The sequence below is a fragment of the Flavobacterium dankookense genome, from assembly GCF_004362665.1.
GTDB lineage: Bacteria > Bacteroidota > Bacteroidia > Flavobacteriales > Flavobacteriaceae > Flavobacterium > Flavobacterium dankookense.
The window spans coordinates 150,742-171,398 of the sequence record NZ_SNXR01000015.1 but is presented as its reverse complement, the minus strand read 5'-3'; the positions used below and the strand labels follow the sequence as shown (position 1 = coordinate 171,398).

Genomic DNA, 20,657 nt, shown 5'->3' with positions numbered 1-20,657 from the left:
TAGAAATATGATTACTGAAAATGTAAAAAAGATTGCCAATTATGATACTCTTTTGCAATCTTATCAAAAGCTAATTCAAACAAAAAACGAACCAAAAGCAGAAAATAACGGCATTTATCAACGTTATCAAAATCCTGTTGTAACCAGCAATCACGTTCCATTACACTGGCGATACGATTTAAATGCTGATACTAATCCTAATGGTTTGGAACGAATTGGTTTCAATGCTACATTTAATGCAGGCGCAATGAAATGGAACAACAAATACATTCTTTGCCTACGCGTAGAAGGAAACGATAGAAAATCATTTTTTGCTATTGCGGAAAGTCCAAATGGAATTGATAATTTCGAATTTTGGGACAAACCTTGTATTATTCCACAGATTGAAAACAATCCCGATACTAATGTTTATGATATGCGCTTGGTTAAGCATGAAGATGGATGGATTTATGGAATTTTTTGTACCGAAAGAAAAGATCCAAACGCTCCAAAAGGCGACACGAGTTCAGCAATAGCTAATGCTGGAATAGTTAGAACCAAAGATTTAATCCATTTTGAACGTCTTCCTGATTTAATTTCAAACACAGGACAACAACGAAATGTAGTGATTCATCCAGAGTTTGTTAACGGAAAATATGCCGTTTACACACGTCCACAAGATGGTTTTATCGATGTTGGAAATGGAGGCGGAATTGGATTAGGATACATTACAAATATGGAAAATCCGTTAGTTGAAAACGAAAAAATCATCTATGGAAAAACCTATCATACTGTTTATGAATTAAAAAATGGTCTTGGCCCAGCGCCAATAAAAACAGCAAAAGGTTGGCTACATCTTGCTCATGGCGTTAGAAATACTGCTGCAGGATTGCGTTATACTTTGTATATGTTCATGACCGATTTGAATGATATTTCAAAAGTAACTCACAAACCTGCCGGACATTTCATGGCTCCTGAAAACGATGAAAGAATTGGCGATGTTTCCAATGTTTTGTTCTCAAACGGCTGGATTGCTGATGAAAACGGAACTGTTTTTATTTATTACGCTTCTTCAGATACACGAATGCATGTTGCCGTTTCGTCTGTTGAAAAATTAGTTGATTACGTTTGTAATTCGCCCGAAGATTCGTTTACTTCATTTGGTTCTGTTCAAACTATAATTGACTTAATCGACAAAAATAATAATATAAAATAATCAAGATTACACAAAGTGGAAACCCAAATCGACACCTTAAAATCACTTGCAAAATCAGAGTTGTTTGAAATTCTAAACTATTGGAGTTTTGAAACCATTGACAATAAAAATGGTGGATTTATCGGCGAAATTGATTATAAAAATTATAAAAATTTTGATGCCCCAAAAGGTTCGGTGCTTCATGCTAGAATATTATGGTCGTTTTCGGCTGCATATGAAATTACCAATAATGAAAAGCATAAATCTTTAGCAAAAAGAGCTTTCGATTATATTGTTTCTAATTTTTACGATAGCCAATTTGGTGGAATTTTTTGGAGTATAAATGCCGATGGAAGTCCACGAGAAACCAAAAATCAAATTTATGCAATAGCCTTTACCATTTATGGTTTAACCGAATATTACAAAATTAGTAAAGACAAAAAAGCATTAGACTTAGCTATTGATTTATACAAAAAAATAGAACTTCACAGCTATGACAATCTAAAAGAAGGTTATTTTGAAGCCTTTACAAGAGATTGGCAACCTATCGAAGATTTGCGTTTAAGCGAAAAAGATGCCAACGAAAAAAAAACCATGAACACGCATCTTCACATTGCTGAAGCCTATGCAAATCTTTACAGTGTATGGGAAAATGTAGATTTAAAATTCAAAATTGCAAAAATTCTTCACGTTATCGATGTTTATTTTATCGACAAAAAAACCTGGCATTTGAAACTGTTTTTTGACGAAAACTGGATCGAAAAACCAGATGTTATTTCCTATGGTCATGATATTGAAGCCGCATGGTTATTACAATGGTGTGCCGAAGTAATTGAAGACAACGATTTGATTGAAAAATATAAAAAATATGCTGTAGAAATTGCAAAAGTTACAAAAGTAGGAATTGATATTGATGGTGGTTTATGGTATGAATTTGATCCAAAAGAAAATAAATTAATTGCCGAAAAACATTGGTGGCCACAATCGGAACTTTTAATTGGAATGGTTAATGCTTATCAACTTACTCAAGAACAAGAGTTTCTCGAAATAGCCGAAAAGAACTTTGAATTCATCGAAAAATATATTTTAGACAAAGAAAATGGCGAATGGATTTGGGGAATTAATCAAGATTATTCTCCAATTAAAAAAGACAAAGCTGGCTTTTGGAAATGTCCCTATCATAATTCTCGTGCTTGTATCGAATTAATCAAAAGATTATAATGATGAAAAAAATAATTCCATTACTAGTAGCAATATTGAGCATTAATTCGTTTGCTCAAAAAAATCTTGTTCTTAACGGTGGATTTGAAATGGAATTAAATAATTGGCGTGGCGATGTTGCCAAATTATCAACTTTTGATAAAAAATCTGGAAAAAACAGCGCCATAATCACACAATATGTCGGAGCCGAGTGGCAAGCAATTGATCAAGTTTTCAATATTCCAAAAAATACTGCTGCTATAGAATTAAGCGGTTGGATAAAATCGGATGCTATTGAAAAAGGTCAAAATGATTGGAACACAGGAAAATTTGACATCGAATTTTTAAACGCTGGTGGAAAAGGTTTTCAGAATGAAAATATTGCTGCAGTTTTAGGAACAACACCTTGGATTTTTTATCAAAAAACAATTAAAGTTCCTGCTTCAGTTTCAAAATTGAGAATTATGTTAGCACTTGGTCAAACCAATGGAACGATTTTATTTGACGAAATTAAAGCAATTGCAATCACTCAGGAAGAATTAAACAAAATTCAAGAAGCAGAAAATGCCAAACGAATGCCTACAGTAATTTCAGGAAGTTATCAAGCAAAACCTATCGAATTAACGAACGGAAATTTTGAAAACGGAGTTACTTCATGGCGAGGAAATACAACTGTTTCAACCGAAATTTTCAAAGAAGGAAAATCAGCATTAGTATTAAAATCTACCACTTTTGATTGGAATGGAATGGATCAAATTGCCGATGTTCCAGAAAATGTAACTTCAATAACCATTTCAGGTTGGTTAAAATCAGATAACATTGTTCAAGGAAAAGATAGTTGGAACAACGGATTACTTAACGTTGAATTCACTTCCAACGGAACTGATAAAACTGGAAATGATCAAAGTGTCACATTTGTAACTGGAACTACCGACTGGACATTTTACACCAAAACATTTCCGTTGCCAAAAGACACAAAAAAATACCGCATAATGATTGCGCTCGGTTTTGCATCTGGAATATTATATGCTGATGATGTTAAGGTGAATTTCGACTAGATATCTAAAAAAAAAATAAAAATGCTATGAAAAAAATTTTTATTCCTATTCTCATGTCAGCGATTTTAGTGCTGATTTCGTGCTCAAAAGACAATGCTACTAATGACGAACCAGATGTTGTTACTCCAGGAATTGTTGTCGATCCTGTTACACCACAAAATGTTAGAAGTTTTATGGTTGACCAAAATGCAACAAATGAAACCGTTGCTTTGTTCTATAATTTGAGAAAATTATCTCAAACTAAGTTTGCAATTGGTCACCAAGATGCTTTTAATGCTTTTTATGGAGCGAGTGGTAATTCGGATATTAAAAAAACTACTGGAAATGATCCTGCACTGCTAGGTTCAGATTTTATGTTTATTACAGACAAAGACAATCCATCAAATAATTGGTTTGTAGGTCAAGAAAATAAAATTATTCAAGACACTAAAGATGCCTACAGTAAAGGAATGATTAATATCTTTTGTTGGCATTTACGCGAACCGAATAACGAAAATAGTTTTTATGCAGAAGACATGACTGACGAACAAAAAAGCACTGCATTTAGAAGCATTATGCCTGGTGGAGCAAAACATGATTGGTATAAAACAAAATTAGACAAAGTAGCATCGGTAGTTTCAAATCTAAAAGATGCCAATAATAAATTAATTCCAATCATTTTTCGTCCTTTTCATGAATTCGATGGAAGCTGGTTTTGGTGGGGTGCAAATTATTGTTCTCCCGAAGAATACAAAACTGTATACAGATTTACAGTTGATTATTTGAAAAACACAAAAAATGTACACAATATTTTATATTCATTTTCTCCAGATAATACCTATACGAGTTCTGCAGGTTATTTAAGCCGATATCCAGGTGATGAATATGTTGATGTATTGGGCATGGATAATTATGGTGATTTTAATAATCAAGGAGCAAATGGTTCTAATAATGCTAATAATAAGCTCAAATATTTATCAGATTTAGCAATTTCAAAAAAGAAAATAGCGGCTTTAACCGAAACTGGATATCGTGTAACCAATACTACACCTGCTATTCAAAATTGGTTTTCAACTTATTTATACGATGCATTAACCAAAAATAATGTTCAAATGGCATTTGTCATGTTTTGGGCAAACGGAAATGGTGGTTATTATGTGCCTACACCTTCATCGCCGAATGCTGCTGATTTCAATAGTTTTGTAATCAAGCCTAAATCTGTTTTGCAAAACACATTACCAAACATGTATGCTTTACCTAATTAATTTTAATATGAAAAAAACAATTCTTTTAGCTTTCATAATTGCTTTTACAACTTCTTGCAGTTCACAAAAATACATTTCGGTAAAAGACAATAAATTCATTAAAGAGGGAAAACCGTATCATTTTGTTGGAACCAACTATTGGTATGGTGCGCTTTTGGGAGCAAAAAGTGGCAATCGAGAACGTTTACTAAGAGAACTTGACGAATTACAATCTAATGGAATTTCGAACCTCAGAGTGCTTGTTGGTGCCGAAGGTGGAAATCAAGATTTTACCGTTAGAGAAGCATTGCAAACCGAACAAGGAAAATACAATCTAGAACTTCTTGAAGGTTTGGATTTTCTTTTATCAGAGATGAAAAAGCGCGACTTAACTGCTATTTTATATTTGAATAACAATTGGGAATGGTCTGGCGGAATGGCAAAATATCTGGAATGGAATGGTTATGGTGAAGTTCCAAACCCGAATATCGCTCCAAATACTTGGCCACAATTCATGAGTTATACATCGCAGTTTCATAGTTGTAAACCGTGTATGGATTCGTTCAAAAAACACATTCAATTTATTATAAACCGTACTAATTCAATTACCAACGAAAAATATACCAACGATACAACCATTATGGCTTGGGAAGTTGCTAACGAACCGAGAATTTTCACTAAAGAAAATGAAAAGGCATTTACCATTTGGTTAAACGATGTTGTGGATTATATGGATAATTTAGACAAAAACCATTTAATTACAACTGGTTCCGAAGGAAAAGCAGGTTCAAACGATGATTTGGCAGCTTTTAAAAGAACACATACCAACAAAAACATTGATTATGTAACAATGCACATTTGGCCAAAAAATTGGGGTTGGTATAAAATGGAAGACGAAAAAGGTTCAACACCAATTGCCATTCAAAAAACAATTGAATACATCAATGAGCACATCATTGTAGCCAAAGAATTGAACAAACCTATTGTTCTAGAGGAGTTTGGTTATCCAAGAAATCACGAAAGTTTGGATAGAAACGCTTCCTCCGAATTTAGAAATCAATTTTACAATGCCGTTTTTAAACGGTTGGATGATGCAATCACCAATAACGAACCGTTTGTTGCCTTGAATTTTTGGGGTTATGCTGGAATTGGAAAAAACAATCCAAAAGACGGAAAATGGAAAAAAGGCGATGATTACACAACTGATCCGCCACAAGAACCACAAGGTTTAAACTCTGTTTTTTCTAGTGAAAAAGAAACTTTAGACATGATGAAAAAGTATAATCAAAAGTGGAATAAATAATACTTTATGAAATATTTAATCCAATTTTTGATACTATTAATAACTTTAACTACCAATGCACAAATAACCAAAGGAAATTGGATGGTTGGTGGAAGTGGAAACTTTACAAATTACAAAAGTACATTTGAAAACAATAATACAGAAATAACTCAAACAGGTAGTGCATTAACTATTTCTCCAAATTTAGGCTATTTTATTGCAAATAATCTTACAGTTGGAACTAGTGTGAGTTTTAGTTTTTCAAATCCTTCTGGTAGTAACAATAATAGTCAAGGTTATAGTTTATCACCTTTTATTAGATATTACTTTAGAAAAACTGATAAAATGATTAACCCTTTTTTACAAACGAATTATAGTTTTAGTAAAGGTAAAAGCGATTCAGGAGGATCAAATAATAGTACCGGATATACTATTAAAGGAGGTTCAGCAATTTTTTTTAATAGTAGCGTTGCTCTCGAACTCTCGCTTAATTATGATTCATCAAAATTTAATTCAGATGTAAAATCTAATAATTTAACAGTTGGAATTGGTTTCCAAATACATTTAGAAAAATAAAAAAAGGGTTGAAAATAAAATCCCCAACCCTTTTTACTAAAAACAAACAATATTACTTTAAAACAAATGCTGTTTCTTTTACTTCATCAGAATTTGTTCCAACAAAGACTTTAAAAGTTCCAGGTTCAACCAAATAGTTTCCTTCATTATCAAAAAATCCAAGTTCATTTTCGGTTAATGTAAAACGAATGGTTTTGGTTTCTCCTTTTTTCAATTCTACTAATTCAAATCCTTTTAATTCTTTCACAGGTCGCGATAAACTTGCTGTAATATCTCTGATATAAAGCTGAACGACTTCTTTTCCTTCAAAATTTCCAGTATTAGTAAGTTCAACCGAAACATTTACTTTTTCGCCTTTTGCATAAGTTGCTTTATCCAATTTCAAATTTTTGTATTCAAAAGTGGTGTAACTCAAGCCAAATCCAAAAGGAAACTGTGGTGTTTTTTCAACATCGGTGTAATGTGACCAAAAGACATTTCCTTCAGAATTTGTTGGTCTTCCAGTGTTGTGAAAATTATAATAAATTGGACATTGACCAACATTTCTCGGAAAACTCATTGGCAATTTTCCACTTGGGTTATAATCTCCATAAAGTACTTGAGCTAATGCATTTCCAGTTTGTGTTCCCAATTGCCATGCTTCAACAATGGCTGGAATTTTTTCAGCTGCCCAAGGCAAAGCCAACGGACGACCATTATTTAAAACCAATACAATATTTGGATTTACTTTATAAATTTCTTCTAATAATTCTTGTTGAACTCCAGGCAAATCAAGACTTGTTCTGCTTCTTGCTTCTCCACTTTGAAAACCATGTTCGCCCAAAACCATTACCACAACATCAGCAGAAGCTGCAGCTTTTTTGGCTGCTTCAAAACCCGATTTGTCGGTTGTGTTGAAAACCAATTCCGCTGTAAAAGTCGTTGGTCCAACAGTCAAATCTGCTCCTTTTTCATAGGTTAATTGATTGTCTTTATATTGCTGCATTCCTTCCAAAACTGATACTGCCGAATTATCTTCAGCAGCAATTCGCCAACTTCCTAAAGGACTTGTTTTATCTTTTGCCAAGGCACCAATGAGTGCGATTTTTTGTCCCGATTTTTTCAACGGAAGTAGATTTCTTTCATTTTTCAACAAGACAATTGATTTTTTTGCCATGTCTAAAACGGCATCATTATTGGCTTTGCTTCCAACAGTTTCTTTTTCTCTTTTTTCGTCACAATATAAAAATGGATTGTCGAAAAGTCCTAACTCAAATTTTACTCTAAGAATTCTTCGAACAGAGTCGTCAATTAATTTTATATCAACTTTTCCTTCTTTGACCAAATTCACTAATTCGGCTACATAAAGATGCGATTCCATATCCATATCAGCTCCAGCTTCAACAGCTCGTTGTGATGCTTCTTTTCCATCAGCTGCAAAACCGTGATTGATCATTTCTCTAATCGAAGCCCAATCCGTAATAACATAACCGTTGAAATTCCATTTTCCTTTTAAAATATCGCGTTGTAAAAATTTATTTCCCGTTGCCGGAATTCCATTCAAAATGTTAAATGAATTCATGAACGTTCGAACTCCAGCATCTTTTGCGGCTTTAAATGGTGGCAAAACCGTGTTGTAAAGCGTTGCATTTCCAATATCAACTGTATTATATTCTTTTCCCGATTCTGAGAAACCGTAAGCTGCAAAATGTTTGGCGCAAGCTGCAATCGTATTCACTTTTGCTAAATCTCCAAAAGAATCGCCTTGAAAACCTCTCACTCTAGCCTCTGCGATTTTGCTTCCAAGAAATGGATCTTCGCCAGCGCCTTCCATAACTCTTCCCCAGCGTGCTTCGCGAGAAATGTCAACCATTGGTCCAAATGTCCAGTTAATTCCTGATGCTGATGCTTCGGCTGCTGCTACTTGTGCCGATTTTTTTATGGCTGCTAAATCCCAACTTGCCGCTTCCGCCAAAGGAATTGGACTTAATGTTTTATAACCGTGAATAACGTCAAAACCAATAATTAATGGAATTCCCAATCGCGTTTGTTCTACCGCTATTTTTTGCACAGCACGAACTTGATTAACACCACGAACGGTCAACATTGAACCAACCCAACCTTTTCTTAAATGTTCATATTTTAATTCGGCTGTTCCACCTTTTGGCGCAGGACCAGTTACTTCCCAAAAACCGTTGTATTGGTTCATTTGTCCCACTTTTTCTTCCAAAGTCATTTGTTTCATCAACAAATCAATGCGTTCTTCTATTGGCTTTGTTTTATCTAAATGGGCTTTATTTTGTGCGTTCATAGTTGTGATTGCAAAAAGCGTAAGTATTGAAATTGTTTTTATTTTCATAATTGTTTTATTCTAAAATGAATGTTGATGCTGGCAAATTGGCTTTATTAAAAAGTTGCGATTGCGCTGTGTTTGCCCAAGCGAAACGCACTTTTGTTGGATTTTTTACTTTACTTGATTGCAAAATAACTTGATTATTTTTGATTACAGCTTTGGCTTGAAAAAAAACACCATCAGCTCCAGCAATTTCAAATTGATTATTTTTTTTATCTTTAAAATACAATCCGTCTGAATAATCAAAATTTACTAAAACTATATTTTTTTCAATTTTAAAATCTTTAAAAAGTGGACCGTTTACTAATTCATTTCTTATTTTGTAATGATTGTTCAATGCTAAATTAGCTAAACGTATTCCAACCGATTTTTTATCTTTAGGATGAATATCATCTGTAGGCGAAATATCAGAAGTTACAACCATTGCTGTTTTTGGAAGTTGCAACGTTCGTCTTTGAAAATCTCTAACTTCTGCTCCACCAAAATGATTTTCGCCATATTGATATGGTGCAATTTGTACATAATAAAAAGGAAAATCTTCTTTCCAAAGTGTTCTCCAAGAAGAAATTAAACTTGCAAAAGTTTTATCATAAATAGTCGAACCTACATTGCTTTCACCTTGATACCAAATCGTTCCTGCGATTTTATAACCTACAAACGGATGTATCATGGCATTAAAAGCAATTGATGCTTCGATAGGACAATATTCATTAGGCTTTTTATCTGAAATAGCATTTAATAATTCTGGTTCTTTTTTAAAAACACTTTCTGGCATCCAAACTTCCGCAGAAGTTCCACCCCAATTGGAAGAAATCAATCCGATTGGAACATTTTTTAAATCATTTTGCAATCGCTTGGCAAAAAAATATGCTACAGCACTGAAATTTTTCATTGTTTCAGATGTACATTCTGTCCAATTTCCAAGCAGATTATTTTGTGGCGTTGTAGCTGTAAGTTTTGGAACAGTAAAAAATCGGATGTTAGGAAAATTGGCATTTTTTACTTCTTCGTCACCGTTTTCAATTCCCCAACTGGCTGACATTTCCATATTGGATTGACCTGAACAAAGCCAAACTTCTCCAATTAAAATATTTTTTAGAACTACTTCATTATAACCTTTGAATGTTACAGAAAATGGTCCGCCTTCTTTTGGTGTTGGAATTGTAATTTGCCAATTAGCATAACTATCTGTTGTTACTTTATATTCTTGATTGTTCCAACTTGGTGTAATTTTTATTTCTTCTTTTGGATTTCCCCAACCCCAAATTTTTATTTCGGAGTTTCGCTGTAAAACCATATTGTCTGAAAAAATATTTGGTAACGAGACATTTGCCCAAATTGCATTGGAAAAAATCATTACTAGTATAAAAAGTAAGTTCTTATTCATTTAATAATTGTTTAAAATAGTCTACCATTTGAGCTGCAATCACTTTATGATCTTCAGCATCAGGATGATAATCACATCCTTTTGGTTTCATTTCTTTAAACTCAAAAAGTCCAATTGGTTTATGTGCTTTATCGTCTTTAAAAGCAGCAATCACTTCTTTTAAACAAGAAACTAAAAGTGTATTTTTTTCGCCAGAAACCATCGGACTATTGAGCAAAACAATTCTAGTATTTGGATAACGCTTATAGATGTTTTTAACAAAATCAATATAGTTTGAAATGTATTTTTCCTTGTTGAAAGGCAATCTTGGCTTTTTTCCATCTCCATCAGAAAGGTCATTTGTTCCGAGACAAATACTTACTAAATTGGGCTGAAAATCAGTTGAAAACGGTTTTGAATTGTCTTTGTTTTGGTACAAATTATTATAAACATCTGGCAAAACAGTTTCTTCGCTATTTTCTGAATTCCAGTTGCGGTACATTCCGTTTCCAGAAATAGAACTTAGAAGAAAATCTACACCTAATTTTCTACTCAAAACTGGACCGTAAGCCAAATAAGCATTGTGTTGGTCAAACCAGTGATTAGTATGACACGGAATTGACAAATCATTTCCCATTCCGCAAGTGATGGAATCGCCAATAAATTCAATTTTCCTTTTCGTTTGAATAGATGTTGGAACGATATTTTTAGTCTTTGTTCCATCAAAAAAAATAGTTCCATTTGCAGCTTCGGTTGCTTTATAAATGGTAACTACATGAACATTTGCATCGCTACTTTCTACTGAAAATTTTTGTGCGTTTCCGGGTTTAATGATATATCTGCCTTTATATTGACCGTCAAGTTCTAGAACAAAATAATTATCATGTTCAAAAGAATCATTAGTGCTTAAATAATAATCGGTTGATGTTCCTTTGAATGAAAAAGTTACTGATGAAGCTGAGGAAATTAAGAAAGCACTATTAATTGAAACTTGCTCAACTCTTCCTCTGAAAATAAAGTTGTTCTTTGATTTATCTGTATTAAATTCATTCTCAATAGAAAAAGCTAATTGAACTATTAGTAATGTATAAAAAATTAAAATTGTTTTTAATTTCATTGTTTTTCAAAATTAGTACTTGTAAAAATAGACCATTTACGATAAAAACATTGATACAATTCTATCAAAGAATGATAAAAAAACATTCTACAAACAAAAAAAAGTCCCGATTTCTCGAGACTTCTTTACTTTCTATTAATCTAATCAAACAAAATATGTATTTATTCATCAGCTGCATAAGCAGAATTTTTATCGATACTAACCTTTAGAGTTGTAGCAACTCCTTGTTCATTTATCATTGTCATGTTTAATGTATCTAATTTAGATAAATTTCTAGAAACTAATCCATTGAACATATTGTATGAAATGTTCATTTCTTTTAAATTTCCTAATTTTTCTAAATCAAAAGGAACTTGACCTTCCATTTTATTTTCAAATAAACTTAGTGTTTCTAGTGAAGATAAATTAGCCACTTCTGGCTCTAATTTACCGGTTAACTTATTACTATTCAATAACATTACTTTCAATGCTTTTAACTCATAATATGTTGCAGGAATTTGTCCTTCAATTTCGTTGTTGAATAATGAAAGTGTTTCTAAATTCGCCAAACTTCCATAACTAGCAGGCAATTCTCCTGTTAGTCTATTCATGTGTAATTCAATAGATTTCAATTGTGTTGCATTTGCTAATGATGCAGGCAATTGACCTGAAATTTTATTGAAAGAGATATTTAAAATTGACAAACTTTTTAAATTCCCTAATGTTTCCGGTAATTTTCCAGACAAATCGTTTCTAAATAAATTCAATTCTTTCAATGAAGTTAAGTTTCCAATCTCTGCAGGTAATTCTCCAACAAGATTGTTATTTATTAATTTTATTGAAACAACTTTATCGTTTTGCACTTCCACACCAAACCAAGTTGAAACTGGTGATTTCAAATCCCATGTTTTTGTCCACTTTGAACCATTGGTTGCTTTATAAAGCTTAGTAAGTGCCGATTTTTCAGCTGAAGAAATCTCAGCAAAAGAATTTACTGAAATGAATAATAATGAGATGTAGGTAAAAATAGTTTTCATAAAAGTTTTATTTTGGGGTTTATGACAGTACAAACATAAGACGATATTCGTTTAAATACAAATATTATCGATGAAATGCGTTATTTTAAGATATAATTACATATTTTTCTTATTATTAATACTAAAATTCCATTCGAAATAAAGTTTTTTTTAATTATTTTTCTACATTTGATTACTAATCAATTAAAAATAAACATTATGCCATTTAATTTTTACGCAGTTTTAGTGTCTTCTTTAGTGACACTTTTAGTTGGAGCAATCTGGTACAATCCAAAAGTTTTTGGAACAATTTGGATGAAAGAAACCGGAATGACAGAAGAAAAAGCTCAAAAATCAAATATGATAAAGGTTTTTGGACTGACTATTTTTTATTCATTGATGTTGTCTTTTTTGTTGCCAGTATTAGTTATACATCAGTTTGGCGCATTAGGAATGATTGGTGGTCCAGAATTTGTAGCAACAGCTAAACCATCATATGCAGCTTTCTTAGCAGACTATGGTGATGCATTCCGAACTTTTCAACATGGCGCTTTACATGGATTTATGACTGGATTATTTTTTGTGCTGCCAATAACCGCAATTAATAGCCTTTTTGAACAAAAATCTTGGAAATACATTCTAATTACTTCAGGATATTGGATGGTTTCTCTAACGATTATGGGTGCAATTATCTGTGGTTGGAAATAATTAACATTTTTTTTAATACAAATCGCTCTACATTTGTGGAGCGATTTTTTTTACTTTGAATACTTATTCTCTAAAAATTTACACCTCAATTGCTTCACTTCCTAATTCATGGGATGATGTTGCTATTGATAATGCTTTTCTCCAAAAAGCTTATTTAGAAGTTTTAGAAAGTTCGGCACCAACCAATATGCAATGTTTTTACATTGGAATTTTTGAAGAAACACAATTAATTGGTGTTGCCTTAGCACAATATTTAAATTTAAACAAACTTGAATCGTTTGGCGAACGCGATAAATGTTTAAAAACGTTTATTCGGAATTTTATTTTTAAAAATTTCGCTTCTCATGTTTTGTTTCTCGGCAACAATATGATAACTGGACAAAACGGTTATACATTCAAAAAAAAAATAAGCTATAAAGAAATAAGCAAACTTCTTTTAGATTGTGCCAACGAAATCATCAGCTATTTTAGGAATGAAGGAACAACTATTCACATTGTTTCATTTAAAGATTTTTATGAAAATGGCGCAAAAGAACTCAAAAAAAATGAGTTTGCATCAATGTATGAGTTTACAGCCCAACCCAACATGATTTTTGAACTCCCAAACCATTGGAAAACCAACGATGATTATGTAGCGGCTTTTTCAAAAAAATATCGAGACCAATACAAACGTGCTTTGAAAAAAAGTGATGGTGTTATCGTCAAAGAATTATCGCTTGAAGAAATCATTTTTAACGAAGAACGCATTTATCAATTGTATTATTATGTAGCTAAAAATGCTCCATTCAACACTTTCTTTTTGGATAAAAAACATTTTTCTACTTTTAAGAAACAATGCGGAAACCGATTTATTTTGTGTGGTTATTTTATCGAAAACCAATTGGTTGGCTTTCATACTTTACTTTTGAACGGAAACGTTTTAGAAACTTATTTTTTAGGTTATGATGAGCAAATTCAAAAGGAGAAAATGCTTTATCTGAACATGTTGTACAACATGACTAAATTTGGAATTGAAAACCAATTTGAAAAAATACTATTTGGCAGAACGGCATTAGAAATAAAAAGTTCGATTGGAGCAGCACCAATTTTAATGAGTGGATTTATTTACCACAATAATAAATTCATAAATAGATTTATTGATAAAATTTTTCCAAAATTAGAACCAACATTAGTTTGGCAACAGCGACATCCTTTTAAATAAAAAAGTTGAATTGTTAGTATTATGATGAAAAAGCCTTTTGTTTTTTCAACTGATACCAAGCAAAAATTCCTAAAATCAATTCACCAATAGTTCCTAAAAGAAAAATTGTTGTTGGAATTCCGTCGACTGTGATGCTGCAAATTCTTCCAAAAGCTAAGCCCAACATAAAAATCATATTGGAAATTGTGGCTGTTTTCCAAAAAGTAGGTTTCAGAATTCCGTAAATCCAAAGAGTTGCAAACCCTAAATACAATCCCATGATGGCTTTGAAAATATTCAATTCATCGGTAGAATTCAAACTTACCTCAAAAAGATAATCGGGTTTAATTCCATAAAAAAATGCAACAGGAATTACAATGATAATCGAAATAACGAGGTGCAAATTTTTCATTTAAAATGTAAAAAATAAGTAATAAACTAACCTTCTAATTCCAGTTGAACTGCTTCCCAATCTTCAAGAAGTTTTTCTAGTTCAACTTTTTTCTTTTCGTATGCTGCAAAAAAATGGGCATCTTCAATGTGCTTATTATAATTTGAAGCCAACGCTTTGTCATCATGTTGAATGTCTTTCTCTAATTGTTGAATTTGACTTTCAATTTTTGATAATTTATTTTGCAAGGCTTTTTGCGACTTTTGTTCTTCAAAAGAGAGGTTTTTCTTTTCAACCTTTACCTCTTGTTTCACCGTATCTTTCTTTTCAATTTCACGCATATTCATTGCGTTTCGTTGTTCTAAGAAATAATTAATATCGCCAAGATATTCTTTTATTTTTTGATCTTTAAATTCATAAACAATGTTTGACATTCCTTGCAAAAAATCCCTATCGTGAGAAACTAAAAGCAATGTTCCTTCAAATTTTTGCAATGCCGCTTTCAATACATTTTTTGATTTAATGTCCAAGTGATTAGTTGGCTCATCCATCAACAAAACATTGATAGGTTGCAACAATAATTTACACAATGCCAAACGATTACGTTCGCCACCCGAAAGTACTTTTACTTTTTTCTCTACATCATCACCACGAAATAAGAATGAACCCAACATATCTCGCACTTTTGAACGATTCATATCCGTAGCCGCATCTTCCATAGTTCGTAATAAAGTAATTTCACCATCTAAATATTCGGCTTGATTTTGAGCAAAATAACCCACTTGTACATTATGTCCCAATTTTATATCACCTTGATATTCAAATTCGTTAACCAATGCTTTAATAAAAGTAGATTTTCCTTGACCGTTTTGACCAACGAAAGCAATTTTACTTCCGCGTTCAACAAGTAAATTAATGTCTTTTAAAATAGTGTTGTCACCATATTTTTTTGTGACATTTACAGCTTCGATAACCACTTTTCCAGGCACTTTTGAAACTGGAAACGAAATATTCATAACCGAATTATCATCTTCATCAACTTCAATTCGTTCAACTTTGTCTAACTTTTTAATAAGTGATTGTGCCATCGAAGCTTTTGATGCTTTTGCTCTAAACTTTTCGATTAATTTTTCTGTTTCTTCAATTTTCTTGGCTTGATTTTTTTGTGTTGCCAATTGCTTCTCTCTGATTTCATGACGTAACTCCAAATATTGCGAATAGGGTTTGTTGAAATCATAAGCTTTTCCAAGAGAAATTTCTATCGTTCTATTGGTAACGTTATCCAAAAACATCTTATCGTGTGAAACAATCACAACAACACCTTGATAATTTCTTAAAAAACTTTCGAGCCAAATTATACTTTCAATATCCAAGTGATTGGTTGGCTCATCAAGTAGCAAAATATCGTTGGCTTGCAATAATAATTTCGCTAATTCAATACGCATTCTCCATCCGCCAGAAAAAGTTTCCGTTTGATTATTAAAAACTTCTCTTTTAAAACCCAATCCCAAAAGAATTTTTTCGGTATCGCCAACATAATTATAACCGCCTAACAACTCAAATCGATGAGTGTAATCGGATAAATCTTCAATGATTTGGCTGTATTCTTCACTTTCATAATCGGTTCTAGTAACCAATTGATGATTGATTTGTTCTAATTTACGTTCAACTTCTTGAATATCTGTAAAAGCTTGATAAGCTTCTTCAAGCACTGTTCTGCCTTGTTCAAAATCAATATCTTGACGTAAAAAACCAATTCTAACTTCTTTTTCTGTTGCAATTTGTCCAGAATCGGGTTTAAAATCACCTGCTAGAATTTTTAACATCGTTGATTTTCCCGCACCATTTTTTCCAACAAGACCAACTCTATCGCCTGACCCCATGCGAAAAGTTACTTCTTCAAAAAGATATTCTCCACCAAACGAAACCGACAAATTGTGAATATTTAACATTAACCGTAAATTATTAAAAGATTTTGATTTTTAAGACAAAAAGACAATTCAAATCACCTTATTAACCGTAAATTTGCAACACCAAATAATGGTGAAATACTATTTTGCAAATGTTAAAAAAAGGATCCAAATTAAATAGCATTTTAACAGGAAGTTGTCCACGATGTCAAAATGAATCGATGTATGTTGAAAAAAATCCATACAAAATTTCAAAACTGTACCAAATGCATGATAATTGTAGCCATTGTGGACTGCAATACAGCATAGAACCTTCGTTTTTTTATGGTGCAATGTATGTTAGCTATGGATTAACGGTTGCCATAGGCGTTGCAGCTTTTATCGTTTCAAATGTTTTTTTTGGATTAAATTTAGTTCAGTCCTTTATTGCAATTATAATTTCACTACTTGGTTTGGCACCAATAACCGCAAGACTAGCCAGAAATATTTATATTAATATTTTCGTGCATTATGATAAAAATGCTGGAATAAAGTAGCATATCTTTTTACATCAATTGACTTATCAAGTGGTTTGTTATTTTCGATAAAATTAAATAAATCCAAAGCCATTGATGGAGCAAGCATTACTCCACGAGTTCCAAGTCCGTTTAATATGTGAAGATTTTTGTGTTGTGGATTAGAACCTAATAGTGGTCTTCTATCTCTAACTGTAGGACGAACACCTGCAACATGTTCCACAATTTCAAAATCACAATTTAAAATTTCTCTAATCCTTTCGAGAAGTTCTAGCTTTCCTGCTTCAGTTGGATTATTGGTTTTATCTTCCCAATGATACGTAGCACCAATTTTGAATAAATCATTGCCAAGAGGCAAAATAAAAACACTTGTGTTTATAATTACATCCAAATTCAAATTAGGCGCTTTAATAATAAACAATTCTCCTTTTGTTCCATCCAATGGCAAATAATTAAAAAATGGGTTAGAATGCATCCCAAAACCTTCGGCAAAGACAATGTTTTTGGCTTTATAGTTCTTGTAGTTTATTCCATCTTCATTAATATTGAGTAAATCATAATCAAAATTTTCCTCAATAAGTAGATTTAAACTTTGAAGATAACTTTGGTAAATCCGAAATAAGAGTTTTGTGTCAACATAACCCGTTTGCAAAACTTCACCATAACCAAATGGCGAATCAATTGCATTATATTTTTTGTGAACAATATCGGTCGAAAGAAATGGTGATAAATTAGGCTTATCAGAAGCTGAAAACCAATTATTCTGCTCTTCAACAGAGAAAAATTTTCTATAAATTGGAAGTTTATAATCCAACTTACAATTCAATTTGACTTCTAAAGCTTTATAAAAAATATCAGCAATGTGAATTTGTTCTTTTGCATTCCATACTTCACTAAAACGTTTCAAGATAACTGGATTATACAAACCGCCAGCAATCGTTGTTGAATTTTGAGAGTGATCATCAAAAACAACAAATGTTTTATTGTTTTGCAAGAGTGTTTCTGCAAAAGCAATTCCAGCCAAACCTGAACCAACAATAATATAATCAAGCATAAGTTATAAACTAAAAAAAACTCTTCACCGTTTTTCAACGAGAAGAGTTTTATATTTTAAATTAAAATCTGAATTAGTAATTCCACATATCCGATTCAAAACTACGAATCTTTTCTTTTATACGTTCTGACTCTAATAATTGGTTTTGAGAGTTCTCCTTCATGTATTGTTGGATTTCTCTATCGCCATATACATTTTCTTCTTTGTAAATAGAACCATTAAATCGTCGTGAATTCAACAAGTGATCAAAAGTAATTGGCATTGCAGAGTTTTTATCATTAAAAGCTTTGGCTTCGTGCAATACATCTCTGATTGCTGGGAAATAAACCCAGAACAAATCAATAACATCTGGATTATCTTTTCCAATATCACGAGCTTCAGGAGTAACAGGACAAATAGCTAATAGTCGGTACTTTAGCTCACCTTGACGCTTGTCAAAATACCAATATCCTTTAATTTTGTATCCAGAAATATCTTGAGCTGTTAAATCTTGTTGATTGATAAACTGCTTATCTAAAACTTTTCTTCCAGACTTATAATCATCATAAAAATTATTGATTTCATCAAATCCAGCTTGGATAGTATCAGTATATCTGAAAGATGAACTCATATCACTTAACGTTTTTTTCGTGTTGAAATAATCGTCAGCATATACTTCAGTTATCTTACCATTCTTAATATTTTTAACTAAAACATCAAATAAAGATCTTCTTTCTTTTCCCACAAAGGCTGTATCTATTGGATAATAAAGAGGAAAATTAATTCTCTCATCAATATCAATAAATTCCCAAATCGTTTTACCCATTAAGACATCTCTATCATGCACATATCCATAAGGTAATGGTTTATCATTGTCAGAGTTTAATTGAGCTGCTGTCTTCTTACCAATTTCCTCAGGAGTTTTGGCATTCAACAGATTCGACTGCGCTGATACTGTAAAAGAACCAACTGTAGCCAATACAACGAATAAAAGATTTTTAATTTTCATAATTTTAATTATAAGTTATTTAAGTAGGTAATTCTAACTCAAATTATTATTGTATTTCGTAAATTACTGGTGCAGCAGTAGGAACAATTATACTAGCTCCAACAACCTTAGTTTTTATATCAGAAATGGTAACCTGATCACCTCTTGTAACTCTAGCAAGTGCAGCTTTACATCTTCCATCAACTCTATCACCATTTACAACAATTGCAGGTTGACCTGGAACTTTAAATGTAAACTGAGTTACTTGGAAATTCAAATCATATAAAAAGTCATTTAATTTAGCAGATACTTGTGAAACTTCTAAACGAGACTTAGCTCCTTTCTGAACTCCGGTTCCACCTCCAATAGCTCCAGCAGGCGCAGGAATATTTTTAATTCTAAATACTTTTTTATCAGAAACTGTTTTACCATCATTCATTTTACCCGTAACAGATACTGTTACTTCAGTACCAGCGCCAGGATTTAAGTTATATTTCCCATTTCCACCAGCTTTTGATAAACCTGGTGCAGAAGCATTTACAAAGTTATCACCGATACCTGCAAATGAAATAGTCATAGGATTTGGTAAACCTCTATAAACAACGTTCATTTTATCAGCAGAGATATTTGCAGAATTAGGACGAGGAACAACCACGTATTTACCTTCGAATGGTAGTGGGATTGTTTTTCCATCTTCAAGGAATGTAAATTTACCACTAATATTTTGCTCACCAACAGCACCAGCAGTCATCGAAATAACAGCTTGACCATTAACAATTTTACCTGGACCTTGGAATGAAGTTGGTTTAGTATTTTCGTCATAACGACCTAAAACTACTTTACCTTTAACTTCTTCACCTTGGAAATAAGCACTCTTTTCTAAAACAACCAAAGCAGTATATTTACTCATAGAAGATGCTTCAACAGCAGCTTTTCCTAATAAAATACTGTAAATATCAGCTTCAGCCTTTTTTACGTCATTTTGGAAAGAAGTAATCTTTGTCAAAGATGAAATTGAAGGAAAACCTTTGAAATGATAATCAAGATATTTTTTTGTAACTCCATCACCATCTTTTACATCAGCCATATTAAATTTTGAAGTAACCTCAGCTAAAACTCCTTTTAATTTTGAGTTGTTCCCAATTACTGATTTAATATCAGCAACGTATTGAGTGAACTTAGCTTCGATTTCCTTACCTTTAGGTGAATAACCATCACCTTCGAACCATCTTTCATCGATCAAGTCACCTTTATCCATAGCCTCGTAAGGTAATTTTCCAGTTTCTTCATCAACTTGTGTCTCACCTACAGCATCAGCCTTAAGCGCATCAAGATATTCATAAAAACCTTTTGTTATAGTAGCAACCTTTTTAGATTCTGCTGCTGCTTGAGTAAAGTTTGCATCTTCAGAACCTTTTTTCTCAAGTGCTGCTAACATATCAGCATTTGTTTTAACTGCACTTTGATTTGATGCGTCAAATTTTTCGTTCATCAATCCAAAAGCAGATAATACTTCTTTTGACATGTTAAGTGCCAACATTGCGATGAATACCAAGTACATCAGGTTAATCATCTTCTGTCTAGGGGTTAATTTTCCTCCTGCCATTTT

General features: G+C 32.3%; 18 protein-coding genes. 9 read left to right on the top strand and 9 right to left on the bottom strand.

All coding sequences use genetic code 11. The features are described 5' to 3' along the window. Positions 1–7: 7 nt before the first annotated feature. From BC748_RS11070 to BC748_RS11045, 6 genes are read left to right on the top strand one after another with little or no spacing between them, the layout of a single operon-like run. The gene (locus tag BC748_RS11070; protein WP_133533560.1) at positions 8–1,195 is read left to right on the top strand and encodes a glycoside hydrolase family 130 protein; all 1,188 of its coding nucleotides are present in this window, start codon (positions 8–10) and stop codon (positions 1,193–1,195) included. Between the two features lie 15 nt (positions 1,196–1,210). Then, complete coding sequence (locus tag BC748_RS11065) at positions 1,211–2,395, top strand: AGE family epimerase/isomerase (protein ID WP_133533559.1); 1,185 nt, start codon at positions 1,211–1,213, stop codon at positions 2,393–2,395. Between the two features lie 2 nt (positions 2,396–2,397). Then, entirely contained in the window at positions 2,398–3,432 is a 1,035-nt protein-coding gene (locus BC748_RS11060) for a carbohydrate binding domain-containing protein (protein ID WP_162846453.1), read from the top strand. 26 nt (positions 3,433–3,458) lie between these two features. Beyond that, a complete protein-coding gene (locus tag BC748_RS11055; protein WP_133533557.1) occupies positions 3,459–4,676 on the top strand; it encodes a glycoside hydrolase family 26 protein in 1,218 nt (405 codons plus the stop codon). Between the two features lie 7 nt (positions 4,677–4,683). Then, entirely contained in the window at positions 4,684–5,958 is a 1,275-nt protein-coding gene (locus tag BC748_RS11050) for a glycoside hydrolase 5 family protein (protein ID WP_133533556.1), read from the top strand. Positions 5,959–5,964: 6 nt separating this feature from the next. After that, positions 5,965–6,513 carry an outer membrane beta-barrel protein gene (locus BC748_RS11045; RefSeq protein ID WP_133533555.1) on the top strand — a complete coding sequence of 183 codons (549 nt, stop codon included), beginning with the start codon at positions 5,965–5,967 and terminating at the stop codon, positions 6,511–6,513. A 52-nt stretch (positions 6,514–6,565) separates the two neighbouring features. Here BC748_RS11045 and bglX read toward each other — a convergent pair whose 3' ends face one another. The 4 genes from bglX to BC748_RS11025 all read right to left on the bottom strand — a co-directional run bounded on the left by bglX (position 6,566) and on the right by BC748_RS11025 (position 12,344). Further along, on the bottom strand, positions 6,566–8,851 hold the full coding sequence (gene bglX / locus BC748_RS11040; RefSeq protein ID WP_133533554.1) for a beta-glucosidase BglX: 2,286 nt from the start codon (positions 8,849–8,851) through the stop codon (positions 6,566–6,568). A gap of 7 nt (positions 8,852–8,858) precedes the next feature. Then, positions 8,859–10,232 (bottom strand): sialate O-acetylesterase, encoded by a 1,374-nt coding sequence (locus tag BC748_RS11035; RefSeq protein WP_133533553.1) that lies wholly within the window; start codon positions 10,230–10,232, stop codon positions 8,859–8,861. Continuing rightward, on the bottom strand, positions 10,225–11,328 hold the full coding sequence (locus tag BC748_RS11030) for an SGNH/GDSL hydrolase family protein (protein ID WP_133533552.1): 1,104 nt from the start codon (positions 11,326–11,328) through the stop codon (positions 10,225–10,227). Before BC748_RS11030 ends, BC748_RS11035 begins: the two co-directional genes overlap by 8 nt. Positions 11,329–11,489: 161 nt before the next feature. After that, entirely contained in the window at positions 11,490–12,344 is an 855-nt protein-coding gene (locus tag BC748_RS11025) for a leucine-rich repeat domain-containing protein (RefSeq protein WP_133533551.1), read from the bottom strand. A 198-nt stretch (positions 12,345–12,542) separates the two neighbouring features. Here BC748_RS11025 and BC748_RS11020 point away from each other — a divergent pair, with 198 nt between their 5' ends. Next, positions 12,543–13,031: a DUF1761 domain-containing protein gene (locus tag BC748_RS11020; protein ID WP_133533550.1), complete on the top strand. Its 489-nt coding sequence runs from the start codon at positions 12,543–12,545 to the stop codon at positions 13,029–13,031. A 55-nt stretch (positions 13,032–13,086) separates the two neighbouring features. Further along, positions 13,087–14,232 carry an 8-amino-7-oxononanoate synthase gene (locus BC748_RS11015; protein ID WP_133533549.1) on the top strand — a complete coding sequence of 382 codons (1,146 nt, stop codon included), beginning with the start codon at positions 13,087–13,089 and terminating at the stop codon, positions 14,230–14,232. A gap of 19 nt (positions 14,233–14,251) precedes the next feature. On the opposite strand, the gene BC748_RS11010 is transcribed toward BC748_RS11015, so the two are convergent. Continuing rightward, on the bottom strand, positions 14,252–14,623 hold the full coding sequence (locus BC748_RS11010) for a DUF4345 domain-containing protein (RefSeq protein WP_133533548.1): 372 nt from the start codon (positions 14,621–14,623) through the stop codon (positions 14,252–14,254). A 26-nt stretch (positions 14,624–14,649) separates the two neighbouring features. After that, positions 14,650–16,554, bottom strand: coding sequence for an ABC-F family ATP-binding cassette domain-containing protein (locus BC748_RS11005; protein ID WP_133533547.1), 1,905 nt, complete (start codon positions 16,552–16,554; stop codon positions 14,650–14,652). 110 nt (positions 16,555–16,664) lie between these two features. On the opposite strand from BC748_RS11005, the gene BC748_RS11000 reads away from it, so the two are divergent. Further along, positions 16,665–17,048 (top strand): DUF983 domain-containing protein, encoded by a 384-nt coding sequence (locus BC748_RS11000; RefSeq protein WP_133533546.1) that lies wholly within the window; start codon positions 16,665–16,667, stop codon positions 17,046–17,048. Here the strand turns inward: BC748_RS11000 and BC748_RS10995 are convergent. From BC748_RS10995 to porM, 3 genes are all read right to left on the bottom strand, one after another. Continuing rightward, positions 17,005–18,081: an NAD(P)/FAD-dependent oxidoreductase gene (locus BC748_RS10995; RefSeq protein ID WP_133533545.1), complete on the bottom strand. Its 1,077-nt coding sequence runs from the start codon at positions 18,079–18,081 to the stop codon at positions 17,005–17,007. The genes BC748_RS11000 and BC748_RS10995 overlap by 44 nt on opposite strands. 73 nt (positions 18,082–18,154) lie before the next feature. Next, the gene (gene porN / locus BC748_RS10990; protein ID WP_133533544.1) at positions 18,155–19,069 is read right to left on the bottom strand and encodes a type IX secretion system ring subunit PorN/GldN; all 915 of its coding nucleotides are present in this window, start codon (positions 19,067–19,069) and stop codon (positions 18,155–18,157) included. 46 nt (positions 19,070–19,115) lie between these two features. Continuing rightward, positions 19,116–20,654 carry a type IX secretion system motor protein PorM/GldM gene (porM, locus tag BC748_RS10985; RefSeq protein WP_133533543.1) on the bottom strand — a complete coding sequence of 513 codons (1,539 nt, stop codon included), beginning with the start codon at positions 20,652–20,654 and terminating at the stop codon, positions 19,116–19,118. Positions 20,655–20,657 lie beyond the last annotated feature (3 nt).

Bases quoted from the DNA above. Each gene is read 5' to 3' on its own strand.
- BC748_RS11070 (WP_133533560.1), top strand. From the start codon at position 8: ATGATTACTGAAAATGTAAAAAAGATTGCCAATTATGATACTCTTTTG.
- BC748_RS11060 (WP_162846453.1), top strand. From the start codon at position 2,398: ATGAAAAAAATAATTCCATTACTAGTAGCAATATTGAGCATTAATTCG.
- BC748_RS11055 (WP_133533557.1), top strand. From the start codon at position 3,459: ATGAAAAAAATTTTTATTCCTATTCTCATGTCAGCGATTTTAGTGCTG.
- BC748_RS11050 (WP_133533556.1), top strand. From the start codon at position 4,684: ATGAAAAAAACAATTCTTTTAGCTTTCATAATTGCTTTTACAACTTCT.
- BC748_RS11045 (WP_133533555.1), top strand. From the start codon at position 5,965: ATGAAATATTTAATCCAATTTTTGATACTATTAATAACTTTAACTACC.
- bglX (WP_133533554.1), bottom strand. From the start codon at position 8,851: ATGAAAATAAAAACAATTTCAATACTTACGCTTTTTGCAATCACAACT.
- BC748_RS11035 (WP_133533553.1), bottom strand. From the start codon at position 10,232: ATGAATAAGAACTTACTTTTTATACTAGTAATGATTTTTTCCAATGCA.
- BC748_RS11030 (WP_133533552.1), bottom strand. From the start codon at position 11,328: ATGAAATTAAAAACAATTTTAATTTTTTATACATTACTAATAGTTCAA.
- BC748_RS11025 (WP_133533551.1), bottom strand. From the start codon at position 12,344: ATGAAAACTATTTTTACCTACATCTCATTATTATTCATTTCAGTAAAT.
- BC748_RS11020 (WP_133533550.1), top strand. From the start codon at position 12,543: ATGCCATTTAATTTTTACGCAGTTTTAGTGTCTTCTTTAGTGACACTT.
- BC748_RS11010 (WP_133533548.1), bottom strand. From the start codon at position 14,623: ATGAAAAATTTGCACCTCGTTATTTCGATTATCATTGTAATTCCTGTT.
- BC748_RS11005 (WP_133533547.1), bottom strand. From the start codon at position 16,554: ATGTTAAATATTCACAATTTGTCGGTTTCGTTTGGTGGAGAATATCTT.
- BC748_RS11000 (WP_133533546.1), top strand. From the start codon at position 16,665: ATGTTAAAAAAAGGATCCAAATTAAATAGCATTTTAACAGGAAGTTGT.
- BC748_RS10995 (WP_133533545.1), bottom strand. From the start codon at position 18,081: ATGCTTGATTATATTATTGTTGGTTCAGGTTTGGCTGGAATTGCTTTT.
- porN (WP_133533544.1), bottom strand. From the start codon at position 19,069: ATGAAAATTAAAAATCTTTTATTCGTTGTATTGGCTACAGTTGGTTCT.
- porM (WP_133533543.1), bottom strand. From the start codon at position 20,654: ATGGCAGGAGGAAAATTAACCCCTAGACAGAAGATGATTAACCTGATG.